10 protein-coding genes and 2 pseudogenes are annotated in these 11,916 nt (G+C 63.7%); 7 read left to right on the top strand and 5 right to left on the bottom strand.

The window, feature by feature from the left end; translation table 11 throughout:
* The first annotated feature begins 10 nt into the window (after positions 1-10).
* A complete protein-coding gene (locus D6B98_RS09000; protein ID WP_126256633.1) occupies positions 11-880 on the top strand; it encodes a fumarylacetoacetate hydrolase family protein in 870 nt (289 codons plus the stop codon).
* 40 nt (positions 881-920) lie between these two features.
* Here D6B98_RS09000 and D6B98_RS41905 read toward each other — a convergent pair whose 3' ends face one another.
* Positions 921-1,250, bottom strand: coding sequence for a Rieske (2Fe-2S) protein (locus D6B98_RS41905; protein ID WP_478271729.1), 330 nt, complete (start codon positions 1,248-1,250; stop codon positions 921-923).
* 63 nt (positions 1,251-1,313) lie between these two features.
* Complete coding sequence (gene hppD, locus D6B98_RS08990) at positions 1,314-2,417, bottom strand: 4-hydroxyphenylpyruvate dioxygenase (protein WP_126256632.1); 1,104 nt, start codon at positions 2,415-2,417, stop codon at positions 1,314-1,316.
* 139 nt (positions 2,418-2,556) lie between these two features.
* Between hppD and D6B98_RS08985 the strand changes: the two are divergent.
* Positions 2,557-3,015 (top strand): annotated as a pseudogene (locus D6B98_RS08985) (Lrp/AsnC family transcriptional regulator); the annotation flags it as partial.
* 40 nt (positions 3,016-3,055) lie between these two features.
* Positions 3,056-3,157, top strand: a pseudogene (locus D6B98_RS40800) (co-chaperone GroES); the annotation flags it as partial.
* 21 nt (positions 3,158-3,178) lie between these two features.
* Here the strand turns inward: D6B98_RS40800 and ftsH are convergent.
* Together ftsH and D6B98_RS08970 are read right to left on the bottom strand one after the other, a co-directional pair.
* Complete coding sequence (gene ftsH / locus D6B98_RS08975; RefSeq protein WP_126256630.1) at positions 3,179-5,020, bottom strand: ATP-dependent zinc metalloprotease FtsH; 1,842 nt, start codon at positions 5,018-5,020, stop codon at positions 3,179-3,181.
* A 191-nt stretch (positions 5,021-5,211) separates the two neighbouring features.
* Positions 5,212-5,487, bottom strand: a complete 276-nt coding sequence (locus D6B98_RS08970; protein WP_126256629.1) for a hypothetical protein — start codon at positions 5,485-5,487, stop codon at positions 5,212-5,214.
* Between the two features lie 387 nt (positions 5,488-5,874).
* On the opposite strand from D6B98_RS08970, the gene D6B98_RS08965 reads away from it, so the two are divergent.
* Positions 5,875-8,586: an autotransporter family protein gene (locus D6B98_RS08965; protein WP_245481295.1), complete on the top strand. Its 2,712-nt coding sequence runs from the start codon at positions 5,875-5,877 to the stop codon at positions 8,584-8,586.
* A 230-nt stretch (positions 8,587-8,816) separates the two neighbouring features.
* Here the strand turns inward: D6B98_RS08965 and D6B98_RS08960 are convergent, their stop codons facing one another.
* Positions 8,817-9,263 (bottom strand): MarR family winged helix-turn-helix transcriptional regulator, encoded by a 447-nt coding sequence (locus D6B98_RS08960; protein WP_126256767.1) that lies wholly within the window; start codon positions 9,261-9,263, stop codon positions 8,817-8,819.
* Between the two features lie 170 nt (positions 9,264-9,433).
* On the opposite strand from D6B98_RS08960, the gene D6B98_RS08955 reads away from it, so the two are divergent.
* Genes D6B98_RS08955 through D6B98_RS08945 form a run of 3 tightly spaced genes read left to right on the top strand, consistent with a single transcriptional unit; the run spans position 9,434 to position 11,832 of the window.
* Positions 9,434-9,976 carry a VOC family protein gene (locus D6B98_RS08955; protein ID WP_126256628.1) on the top strand — a complete coding sequence of 181 codons (543 nt, stop codon included), beginning with the start codon at positions 9,434-9,436 and terminating at the stop codon, positions 9,974-9,976.
* A 27-nt stretch (positions 9,977-10,003) separates the two neighbouring features.
* A complete protein-coding gene (locus D6B98_RS08950; RefSeq protein ID WP_126256627.1) occupies positions 10,004-11,641 on the top strand; it encodes an FAD-dependent oxidoreductase in 1,638 nt (545 codons plus the stop codon).
* Positions 11,638-11,832: a DUF2783 domain-containing protein gene (locus D6B98_RS08945; RefSeq protein ID WP_100179269.1), complete on the top strand. Its 195-nt coding sequence runs from the start codon at positions 11,638-11,640 to the stop codon at positions 11,830-11,832. The genes D6B98_RS08950 and D6B98_RS08945 overlap by 4 nt, the downstream gene beginning before the upstream one ends.
* The last annotated feature ends 84 nt before the right edge of the window (positions 11,833-11,916 follow it).

Raw genomic sequence — 11,916 nt, 5'->3', positions numbered from 1 at the left:
AAGGCCGCGCATGTCTCGTCCAAGGTTCATCAGCTTCACCCGCAACGGTGCGCTCGGCTACGGCCTGCTCGTGGACCATGGCGTGGTCGATCTGTCCGGACGTCACGGCAAGCGCTGGCCCAGCTTGCGTGAAGTGATCGGGGACGCTGCGCTGCTGTCTCTGGCCGAGGAGAGCGCCGCGCTGTCGGCGGATCTTCCGGTCGAAGACATCCGCTATGAGATTCCAGTGCCGGCACCGGAAAAGATCATCTGCGTCGGCGTCAACTTTCCCGACCGCAACGAGGAATACAAGGACGGGCAGGCGGCCCCCTCAAATCCCTCTCTCTTCATCCGCTTTGCGCGCTCGTTCACGGGCCATGGACAGGCTTTGCTGCGTCCCCCGGAGAGCCCGCAGCTCGATTACGAGGGCGAGATCGTCATCGTGATCGGCAAGGGCGGCCGCAGGATTGCGCAGAGCGAGGCGCTCGAGCATATCGCCGCGCTATCGCTGTGCAACGAAGGCACGATCCGTGATTGGGTCCGGCACGCCAAGTTCAACGTGACACAGGGCAAGAACTTCGATCGGACCGGTTCGATCGGACCCTGGCTCATCCCCTATACCGATGAAAGCCAGCTTGCCGACATCAAGCTCGAAACGCGGGTCAATGGCGACGTCCGCCAGCAGGACCGCACGAGCCGGATGATCTTCTCCTTCCGCAAGATCATCAACTACATCTCGACGTTCACGACCCTGGTCCCGGGCGATGTCATCGTAACAGGTACGCCGACGGGGGCCGGCGCACGCTTCGACCCGCCGATCTGGCTGAAGCCCGGCGACGTCGTCGAGGTCGAGGCGGAAGGCATCGGCGTGCTTCGCAACACGATCGCAGATGAGGTGTGATCTGTTGTCGCCGCCACGGCCCGCCGATAGTCGCGCTTGATCAGGCCGCTGATGCGGCCTGCACGCGAATTCGGCCCTGGTCGTCCACGGCGATCGGAATGGCATCGAGAGCGCAATTCAGGCCCAGTCCTTCGACCCCGACGCCGTCCCGAACACGGAATCCGGCGCTGTGATTGGTGCACCGAAGAACGGTTCCATCCGCGCTCAGCAAATTGTCACCGCGATAATCGAGCGGCAGGTACTGGTGCGGACACGCATTGACATAGGCTGCCAGAGTGCCCGCCGATCTGACGATCAGGATCGGAAAATCCGCCGCGCCGGATTTGATCGATTTGAAGCTCCCTTCGCCGACGTCATTGGCGTCGCACAGGATGGTTCCCTCGGCCGGCGCGCCGCGATAGCTCCTCCACGCGTCTTGTATCGCGACCCTCCCTCAGGATGCCTTCAGCACGCCGCGCTGAATCTGATCGGCCTCGATGCTCTCGAACAGGGCCTTGAAGTTGCCCTCGCCGAAACCGTCATCGCCCTTTCTCTGGATGAACTCGAAGAAGATCGGGCCGATCACGGTCTTGGAGAAGATCTGAAGCAGGATGCGCGTCAGCCCGCCGTTGACGACACCCTCGCCGTCGATCAGGATTCCGTGCTTGCGCATGCGATCGAGCGGTTCGGTGTGGCCCTTCACGCGGTCAAATGATTTGTCATAGTAGATCGAGGGCGGGCCCGGCATGAACTGGAGCCCGCGCGCGGCGATGGCGTCGGTCGCCGAATAGATGTCGTCGGTGCCGACGGCAATGTGCTGGATGCCTTCGCCCTTGTACTGGCGCAGATATTCTTCGATCTGGCTCTTGTCGTCGGCGCTCTCGTTGATCGGGATTCGAATCTTGCCGCAGGGGGACGTCAGGGCGCGCGAGGTCAGGCCGGTCAGCTTGCCCGAAATGTCGAAGTAGCGGATCTCGCGGAAATTGAACGTCTGGCTGTAGAACTTGTACCAGGTGTCCATGTTGCCGCGCATGACGTTATGCGTGAGGTGATCGAGATAGTAGAACCCGACGCCTTTCGGGGTTGGGTCGACTTCGCCGGTCCAGTCATACTCGGCCGAATAGGGCGAGCCCTTCGCGCCATAGGTCTCGACCAGGTACAGCAGGGATCCGCCGATGCCGACCACGGCCGGCACGTCGAGCGACTTGTCGTTGCCGGTATATTCCGTCCCGCCGAGCTCCAGGACGCGCTTCAGGGCGTGTTTGGCATCGACGACGCGCCAGGCCATCGCCGGCGCGCAAGGTCCGTGTTCTCCGACGAAGCGCGCCGCATGGGAGTTCGGCTCCCGGTTCAGGACGTAATTGATCTTTCCCTGGCGCCAAAGGGAGATGTCCTTGGTCTTGTGCCGCGCGACCTCCGTGTAGCCCATCTGCTCGAACAGCTTGGCGAGCTGCTGCGGATCCGGATGGGCGAACTCGACAAACTCGAAGCCATCGGTGCCGGCCGGATTGACTGCCGAAATCGTGGCCGGTGGGGCATCGTGAGGGAAGGGGCCCAATGTCGCACTCCTGGAAAGGTATCTGTTCCGACAGGAAATATACTGCCGGCGGCCTGCACGATCTCCGCAAAATCCGCTCGACAAAGCCAGGATATGCGTGAAACATGCATATCTACGCGTTAACGTGCAAGGATAACGCATGGATCAATTCGACGTCAAATTGCTGCAGGCGCTTCAATCCAACGGGCGTCTGTCGAATTTCGAACTGGCCGACGTCGTCGGTCTGTCGGCATCGCAATGCTCGCGCCGTCGCGCGGCCCTCGAGGATACCGGCGCGATTGCGAGCTACCACGCGCATCTCGATCGCGAATTGCTCGGACTCGGCATTGTCGTCTTCGTGCAGGTGACGCTTGCGACACACTCGCCGGACAATTCGCGGCGCTTCCTCAAGCTGATCGAGAGCCTGGAGGAAGTGCAGGAGGCGTATGCGCTCACCGGCGAAGCCGATTACCTCATCAAGGTGACGATCACCGACTTGAAGGCGCTCTCGCGGCTTCTCAACGAGGTGTTTCTGCCGCACGACAGCGTCGCGCATGTGCGCTCGTCCATCGTTCTCGATCGCTTGAAGCAAACCTCGCAATTGCCGCTTGGGCACCTCGTCCCGGCCGAGGCGCGTACTGCGGAGAGATCCGGGGCGCGACGCCGCCAAGGAAAAGCCGCAGCAGGGCGAGATCATCGGCGTAGGGCCGCGCGGCCGTAGCGAGCAGGGTCAGCTCGTGCCGCTCGACGTCAAGGCCGGCGCCGGGTGCTGCTCGAGATGCTCAGATCGCCCGCAATCCGTCCTTGGGCATTTCCTGGATCAGCGCATCGATATCGCTCTGCTCCAGGGTTTCCTTCTCCAGGAGTTTCTTCGCCGCGCGGTCCAGGATCGGCCGCCGCATCTTCAGGATGCCCTGGGTGCGCTGGAAGACCTGGTCGACGATGGCTTTCACCTCGCGGTCGACCGCGGCCGCGGTCTCTTCCGCATAGTCGCGGTCGCGACCCGGGTAGGGGCGGTCCGCGCCTGCAAGGAAATTGCCGGGATCACGCTCATAGGCGACACTGCCGAGTCTCTCGGACATGCCGTAACGCGTCACCATGCTGCGCGCGATGTCGGTCACCCGGCGCAGATCGTCGGCCGCACCCGTGGACAAATGCCCGAACACGATCAGCTCGGCCGCGCGGCCGCCGAGCAGCACCGCCATCTTGTTCTCCAGCTCCTCCTTCGTCATCAGGAAACGGTCTTCGATCGGTCTCTGGATAGTGTAGCCGAGCGCCCCCACGCCGCGCGGAATGATCGAGACCTTGTGCACGGGGTCGGTCCCCGGCAGCGTGAGCGCGACCAAAGCGTGTCCCATCTCGTGATAGGCGACGATCTCGCGCTCCTTGGCATTGAGCAGGCGGTTGCGCTTCTCGAGGCCTGCGACCATGCGCTCGACCGCATTGTTGAAGTCGATCATGCTTACCGCGTCGGCCCCGCGGCGGGTCGCCAGAAGCGCGGCTTCGTTGACGAGGTTGGCAAGGTCCGCGCCGGTGAAGCCCGGCGTCAGGGCTGCGACCGTCTCCGCCTCGACCTGCTCGGCGAGGCGCACCTTCTTCATGTGGACCTTGAGGATCTCGATGCGGCCCTTCTTGTCGGGACGGTCGACCAGCACCTGCCGGTCGAAGCGGCCGGCGCGGAGCAGGGCGGGGTCGAGGATTTCCGGCCTGTTGGTGGCCGCAAGGATGACGAGTCCGGAGCGGGAATCGAAGCCGTCGAGCTCGACCAGCAGCTGGTTGAGCGTCTGCTCCTTCTCGTCGTGGCCGCCGGCGAAGGGGCCGATGCCGCGGGCGCGGCCAAGCGCGTCGAGCTCGTCGATGAAGATGATGGCCGGCGCCTTTTCGTGCGCCTGCTTGAACAGGTCCCGCACCCGCGCCGCGCCGACGCCCACGAACATCTCGACGAATTCCGAACCGGAGATCGAGAAGAACGGCACTCTGGCTTCGCCCGCGACGGCCTTGGCCAGCAGGGTTTTGCCTGTGCCCGGCGGGCCCACCAGCAGCACGCCCTTCGGCATGCGGCCGCCAAGTCGGCCATAATCGGTGGGATTCTTCAGGAAATCGACCACCTCGCGAAGCTCGTCCTTGGCTTCGTCGACCCCTGCGACGTCGGCAAAGGTGACGCCGGTGTTGGACTCGACATAGACCTTGGCCTTGCTCTTGCCGATCGCCATCAGTCCGCCGCCGATGCCGCCGCCTTCCGCCATGCGGCGGCCGATGTACCACCACAGACCGAAGAACAGCAGCACAGGCATGACCCACGACAGGAGGTCACGCAGAAACGTGCTCTCGATCTGTCCGGTGAAGCGGACGTTGTATTTCTCCAGCTCCTGCGCGACGTCCTGGTCGACCCGCGTGGTGACGAATTGCTTCTGTCCGCCGGCGAGCGGCTCCTTGAGCGTGCCTTGCAGGGTCCGATCGGAAATGCCGACGGCGTCGACCTTCCCCTGGCGCAGCAATTGCTGGTATTCGCTGTAGGGGATCACGGCGATTTGGCTGGCCGTGGAGATGAGATGCTGGATCAAGAACACCGCGAAGATTGCGGCTACGGCATATCCGAGATTGAAGCGGACATTCTTGTTCATGCGGGAGCAGATCCGATGTTATTGCGCCGCCGGGTCGCGTCGAGGCGCATGTTGCGCGCGCGATCAGGGCCCGGGACGCGTCCGGACCTGCGTCGTATCGACAGAACTTTTCCTCCTGCCTTCCGTTCCCGATGATCCCCGCGGCGAGGACACGGGCTGACTAGGCCCGGCCGGGGCCGGGCCCTGTCCAGTCACCAGGGGTACCAATAGGGGTAGGCGGGTGGATAGCGGACAGTCCGATAGTACCGGGGTCCATAATAATACCCCGGCGGTCCGTAGACCGGCGCGTAGTAGACCGGCGGGGCGGTGGCCGCGGCCAATGCGCCCGTGAACAGGCCGAGCGCCACGGCTGGACCAATACCCGGGCCACCCCAATGATGATGACCTCGCCAGTGAGCCGAAGCCGGCGCAACCGTTCCGATGAGGAGCGTTGCTGCCGCGGCGATTGCAAGAGCAAGCTTTCTCATGTGACTTCCCTCGAATGCGCGCCCGCGAGCGCGGGCTCTTCTATCCTCTGTATGAGTTTCGTTTCGCCGAACACGCGGCCCGGCAGATTCTGAACTAGGATTGGCGGCGAGGACTTCAAGCCTCATTTTGAGTCTTCCGAGTTTGACTCAACGCCAGCACAGTTAGGCAAATGCCCGCAGCACGCTGCAGCTGGTTGCCAGTCCGTTAACTCAGTCGCGCTCACGTTGCATCAAAGGCACAATGCGTGTTTTTGCTTCGAAGAGCGCGCTCCGTCGTTGTCGAGCTCACCTGCGTCATCTACCGTAACAATCGATAACACTTCGCAATCCGCGTGGAACCGCGGTCTCCGACTTGTGGAGCGGCAATCGTCGAGAGGCTGAGGTACGATGCGCGAATGCATTGGGGCTGTGCTGGTTCGAACTCAATCGGACCAGATGAAGAGAATCAGTCCGCGTGGAACTCGGCGATCGGCCAAGCCCATCTACCGTCTGCTGCTGATGAGCGTCTCGGTGGCCATGCTATCGGCGCTGCTGCCGCGATCTGTGGCAGCGCAGGGCTGGAACGGCAGCACGAGTTCCGACTGGACCGTCGCAGCCAACTGGACAGGCGGAATTCTGCCCAGTGCCGGTGCCGCGGCCGGCATCAATACATTGTCCCCCAATCCGACCATCCTCGGCGTCAGCGGTGCTGCGTCGGCTGCGGTGGGCAGCTTCGGCGTCGCTCAGTCATCTGCAACGTCCGGCAGCCTCACAATTCAGAACGGCAGCACGCTGACGAGCGGCGGCACCCTGTCTTCGGTCGGTTCGGGCACGGCAGGCACCGGCATCGTGACGGTGACCGGCACCGGATCGCGGTGGATCGTATCCAGTACGACGTTCATCATCGGCAATGCCGGCAACGGCACACTCAACATTACGGACGGAGCGACCGTCGTCGCCCAGAACGGGATGAGGCTCGGAAACCTTGCCGCAGGTTTCGGCACGCTCAACATCAGCGGCGGTGGCGTCCTGGAGACAACCGGTCTGGTTGCGGGCGCCGGAGCGCGGCAGATGAACTTTGATAGCGCCATTGTCCGGGCATTGGCCAACAGCGCCGTTTTTTTTGGTGGGAGCATCAACCAGATCAATATTGCCGCCGGCGGACTGACGTTCGATACCAATGGGTTCAACGTCAAAACGCTTGGATTCAGCGGCGTCGGTGGCTTGACCAAGATCGGCGCCGGGACCTTCACGCTGGGCGCCGCCAGTACGTATACCGGCGAAACGGTGATCCAGCAGGGCACGCTTGCGCTGGCGGGCCCTGCCGGCTCTGCCACTGATGCCCTCGCCAACTCGAGCCGCGTGGTCGCGAACGCAACATTCGATATTTCGGCGATAATAGGTGCCGGCTCGCATATTCAGAGTCTGGCCGGCACCGGCACCGTCAACCTGGGCGCCAAAGACCTGATCGTCACCAATGCGAACGATACGTTCGCCGGAGCCATCAACGGCAGCGGCGGACTGACGCTCACGAGCGGCACGCAGACGCTGGCGGGGGGCAACACCTACACCGGCGCGACCACGTTGAGCGGGGGCACGCTACGAGCCGGCGCTGCGGGCGCTTTCAGTGCCGCTTCCGCCACCGTCGCAAACGCTGGCACGACATTAGACCTGAACGGCTTCAATCAGACGGTGGCCTCGCTTGATAACGCCGGCACCTTGCGGTTCGGCAGCGCGCCGGGGACTACACTGACGGTGACCGGGAACTATGTCGGCAACGGCGGCACGCTTCTCCTCAACACTGCGCTCGGCGGCGACAACTCGGCCACGGATCGCCTGGTGGTGCAGGGAAACACGTCTGGCTCCTCCACGCTGCGAATCACCAATGTGGGCGGCGCTGGAGCGCAGACGGTCGAAGGCATCAAGGTGATCGACGTCGCCGGTGCCTCGAATGGGAGTTTCGTCTTGCAGGGCGATTACGTGCTGCAAGACCAGCAGGCCGTCGTCGGGGGTGCCTACGCCTATACGCTGCAGAAGAACGGCCTCGGCACGCCGACGGATGGCGACTGGTATCTGCGTTCAAGTCTCATTAATTCGCCGACGTCGCCACCTGCCGGACCGCTCTACCAGCCCGGCGTTCCGCTCTATGAGAACTATGGACAGGTGCTGCTCGGCATGAACCAGGCGCCGAGCTTGCAGCAGCGCGTCGGCAACCGCTATTGGAACGGCAGCGAGGCGATGGCGCGCGCTGGCATCAACACGGCGCCGACGGCGGATAGTTCGTGGACGCAATCGGCATTCTGGGGCCGCGTTGAGGGCGGTCAGGCCGAGTTGCGGCCGTCGAACACCACCGGTTCGACTTACAATGCCGACGAGATGAAGGCCCAAGTGGGTCTCGACGGCGTTGCGCTCGACAACGACCGCGGCCGGTTGATCTTAGGACTCACCGCGCAATATGGCCTGACGACGGCCAATATCAATTCGTTCTTCGGCAACGGCCGCATCCGTGCCGAGGGGACGGGGGTGGGAGCGACTGCGACCTGGTATGGCCATGACGGCTTCTATGTCGATGGCCAGGCTCAGACCATGTTCTACCGCAGCGACCTCTCGTCGGCGCTCGTCGGCAGCATGACGCATGGCAATGAAGGCTTCGGCTACACGTTCAGCGTCGAGACCGGCAAGCGGATTGCGGTCGGCAACGGCTTTTCGCTGACGCCGCAGGCGCAGCTTTCCTATGCAAAAGTCGGTTTCGATGCCTTCGCCGATCGCTTCGGCGCGCTGGTCTCAATGCAGGATGCCGAGAGCCTGCTCGGCCGCGTCGGGCTGTCGCTCAATCATCAAAATGTCTGGAACGACGGCTCGGGCATTATCCGCTCCGACGTCTATGCGATCGGCAATCTGCAATACGAGTTCCTCAATGGCACCAGGATTGACGTCGCCGGCACCGGCTTCGCGAGTGCCGGCGACCGCCTGTGGGGCAATATCGGCGGTGGAGGCACCTATAGCTGGGCCAACGGACGCTATGCTGTGTTCGGCGAAATCACCTATCGCGCGAGCCTCGAAAGCGTTGACGAGAACCACAGCTACAGAGGCACCGGCGGCTTCCGCGTCACCTGGTGAATATCGGCCTCTGCGCGCTTCTCGTTCTTGGCCCTGACGCCCAAAGTCCGGAATAGGCCCATAGCGTCGTTTGGTCCGATGCAGCGGTCTGTCTGGAGTTGGCGGAAAAGTTGACCGGCCGGCCGAGCGCTCCGACTTCTCGGTTTGCCCGTTCAGCGACGTCTGGAGATGTCCGCTTTTCCGCCGCTATTGGAGGCATTGCGCGGCCAGCCGCGCAATGAGTACGCGGCCTAGCTCAACGCGGCCGAGAGCTTGTGCATCACCCGGTCGAGCACCTTCACCTCCTCGGCGGTCAGCACGCCGAGCAGCTCGGTCTCCCGCGCCAGCGCGAAAGGCACGATCTTGCGATAGAGCGCGCGGCCGGCCGGGGTCAGCGCAACGATCAGCTCGCGCCGATCTTCTGGATGATGCTTGCGACTCGCGATGCCGCGCGACTGAAGTCCTTGGACGGCGCGGCTGACCTGCATCTTGTCGAGCGTCGTCAGAGGGCCGATCTCCTTGGTCGCGATTTGCGGGCGTACGCCGAGGATCGCAAGCACGCGCCATTCCTGCCGCGTCAGTGCAAAGCGCTCGGAATAGACCTCGGCAACCGCCAGCGACACCTGTTCGGCGAGCCGCGCCAGCCGGTACGGAAAATATCGCTGCAGGTCGAGCTCGCCCCCATCCTGCGGCGTCATGCGCTTGGTCGCTTCCCGGTCTCGCGCCTCCCCCGAACGTCCCATCACACCATGTCCGCGCCGTAGGTCCACCTGGCGGATTCTTCCGAGCCAGTTGATCCAGATCAAATCCAGGGAATAGTAACATCTGATACCAATTTCGCAACGGCAAATCCAGGGAGCGAGACATCATGAAAATCGAGAAGATCCATCACGTCGCCTATCGCTGCGTCGACGCCAAGGCCACCGTCGAGTTCTACAAGAAGGTCATGAACATGGATCTTCTCGGCGCCATCGCCGAGGACCGGGTGCCGTCGACCAAGGCACCGGATCCCTACATGCACATCTTCCTCGATGCCGGGAACGGCAACATCCTCGCCTTCTTCGAGCTGCCGAACTCGCCGCCGATGGGACGCGATCCCAACACGCCGGACTGGACCCAGCACATCGCCTTCCAGGTCAAGGATCTCGCCGAGCTCGATGAGGCCAAGGCGCGCGCAGAGGCCGCCGGCCTCGAGGTCGTCGGCGTCACCGACCACGCCATCTTCAAGTCGATCTATTTCCGCGACCCCAGCGGTCATCGCCTGGAGGTCGCGGCCTGGACCGCGACACCCGAGCAGATCGATCGCATGAAGTCGGTCGCCCACGAGATGGTCGAGGAATGGTCGCGCACCAAGCGTCCGCCGCGCCACACCGCCTGGATGCACGAGAAGGAATTCGCGGACGCGCATTGATCTCTGGCCGTGCATCAGGAAGCGAACATGACGAGCTACATCTATCCGAAGTTCGGTTATCGGCGCTGCCAGGAGCAGGCCGAGGGAATTGTGAAGCGGCACCCGATCGTGGTGATCGGCGCAGGTCCCATCGGCTTGACCGCGGCGCTCGATTGCGCGGCACGCGGCCAGCCGGTCGTGGTGCTCGACGACAACGACACCGTCTCGATTGGCTCGCGCGCGGTCTGCTACGCCAAGCGTCCGCTCGAAATATGGGACCGCCTCGGCTGCGCGGCGCCCATGGTCGGGCGCGGCGTCAGCTGGAATGTCGGGAAGGTGTTCTTTCGGGACGAGCTGTCCTACCAGTTCGATCTGCTGCCGGAGGCCGACCACCAATGGCCGGCCATGATCAACCTGCAGCAATATCATCTGGAGGAGATGCTGGTCGCCCAATGCAGGGGCAATCCACTGATCGAGCTGCGCTGGAAGCACCGTCTCATCAGCCTCAAGCAGGCCGCCGACCATGCGACCTTGGCGGTGGAAACGCCCGACGGCATCTTCACCATGGAGGCGCAATGGGTGATCGCCTGTGACGGCGCCAATTCCGACGTGCGCAAGATGGTGGGCGCCGAGTTCACCGGACAGTTCTTCCAGGACCGCTTCCTGATCGCCGACGTCGCCATGAAGGCGGATTTCCCGACCGAGCGCTGGTTCTGGTTCGACCCGCCGTTCCACCCCGGCCAGTCCGTGCTGCTGCACCGGCAGGCGGACAATATCTGGCGCATCGACTTCCAGCTCGGCTGGGAGGCCAATCCCGATGAGGAAAAGCGGCCCGAGCGGGTGATCCCGCGCATCCGCGCCATGCTCGGCGAGGACACCGAGTTCGCGCTCGAATGGGTTTCGATCTATCAGTTCGCCTGCCGGCGCATCGACAATTTCCGGCAAGGTAGGGTGCTGTTCGCCGGCGACGCCGCGCATCAGGTCTCGCCGTTCGGCGCACGCGGCGCCAATACCGGCGTGCAGGACATCGACAATCTCGCCTGGAAGCTCGCGATGGTGCTGCGCGGCGAAGCCTCGGAAGCGCTGCTCGACAGCTATCACGAGGAGCGTGCCTATGCCGCGGACGACAACATCCTGAACTCGACGCGGGCCACCGACTTCATCACCCCGAAGACCAAACCGAGCCGCTATTTCCGTGACGCGGTGCTGGAGCTCGCCCGGCATCACGGCTTTGCCCGACCGCTGGTCAACAGCGGCCGGCTCTCGACCCCGACCCCTTACCTGACGTCGGCGCTCAACACGCCCGACCAGGACGCGGTGCCGGGAGGCATGCGGCCCGGCACGAATGCGGCGGATGCGCCGATCGCGGTGGACGGCAAGCCGGCCTGGTTCCTGCATTGTCTCGGTGACGGCTTCACGGTCGTGGCCTTCGGCAAGGGGAGCGACAAGACCGAGATTGCGGTGGGGCCGTTCACGGCGAAGCTCATTCTCGTCGGTCGCGACATCGAAGATCCCACAGGTCTTCTTGCCGAGCGCTACGGCGCTGCGCCCGGGACCACCTATTTGTTCCGCCCCGATCAATATGTCGCCGCGCGCTGGAGCGGATTCGACGAGGCCAAGATCACCCAGGCGGTGCTGCGCGCCGCCGGCCACGACACCGCCGACCGGACGGAGCTTGCGGCATGATGCTCAATCTGTCACCGAACATCGCTGACCCCGACGATTTCTACGCCGAACTGATCAACAGTCAGCGTGACCTCGACGAGGAGCAGGCGCTGCGCATGAACGCCCGGCTGATCCTGTTGCTCGCCAATCACATCGGCGACCGCAAGGTGCTGACCGAGGCGATCGGTTGCGCCCGCAGGGGCGGCGGTTAGGTCGCGGACGCCGGCCGCATCGAGGCTCGTACGAAGCCGCCGGCGGCGCCGGGTTCCTGTCGCGCGATCTCGCCGGCTGAATGC

This window comes from Bradyrhizobium sp. LVM 105, from assembly GCF_003957705.1.
In the GTDB taxonomy this organism is placed as follows: Bacteria; Pseudomonadota; Alphaproteobacteria; order Rhizobiales; family Xanthobacteraceae; genus Bradyrhizobium; species Bradyrhizobium frederickii.
This window is presented reverse-complemented; position numbering and strand designations above follow the sequence as displayed.

Coding starts and splice junctions, on each gene's coding strand:
- D6B98_RS08955 (WP_126256628.1), top strand. CDS start 9,434: ATGAAAATCGAGAAGATCCATCACGTCGCCTATCGCTGCGTCGACGCC.
- D6B98_RS08950 (WP_126256627.1), top strand. CDS start 10,004: ATGACGAGCTACATCTATCCGAAGTTCGGTTATCGGCGCTGCCAGGAG.
- D6B98_RS08965 (WP_245481295.1), top strand. CDS start 5,875: ATGCGCGAATGCATTGGGGCTGTGCTGGTTCGAACTCAATCGGACCAG.
- ftsH (WP_126256630.1), bottom strand. CDS start 5,020: ATGAACAAGAATGTCCGCTTCAATCTCGGATATGCCGTAGCCGCAATC.
- D6B98_RS08960 (WP_126256767.1), bottom strand. CDS start 9,263: ATGACGCCGCAGGATGGGGGCGAGCTCGACCTGCAGCGATATTTTCCG.
- D6B98_RS08945 (WP_100179269.1), top strand. CDS start 11,638: ATGATGCTCAATCTGTCACCGAACATCGCTGACCCCGACGATTTCTAC.
- D6B98_RS08970 (WP_126256629.1), bottom strand. CDS start 5,487: ATGAGAAAGCTTGCTCTTGCAATCGCCGCGGCAGCAACGCTCCTCATC.
- D6B98_RS09000 (WP_126256633.1), top strand. CDS start 11: ATGTCTCGTCCAAGGTTCATCAGCTTCACCCGCAACGGTGCGCTCGGC.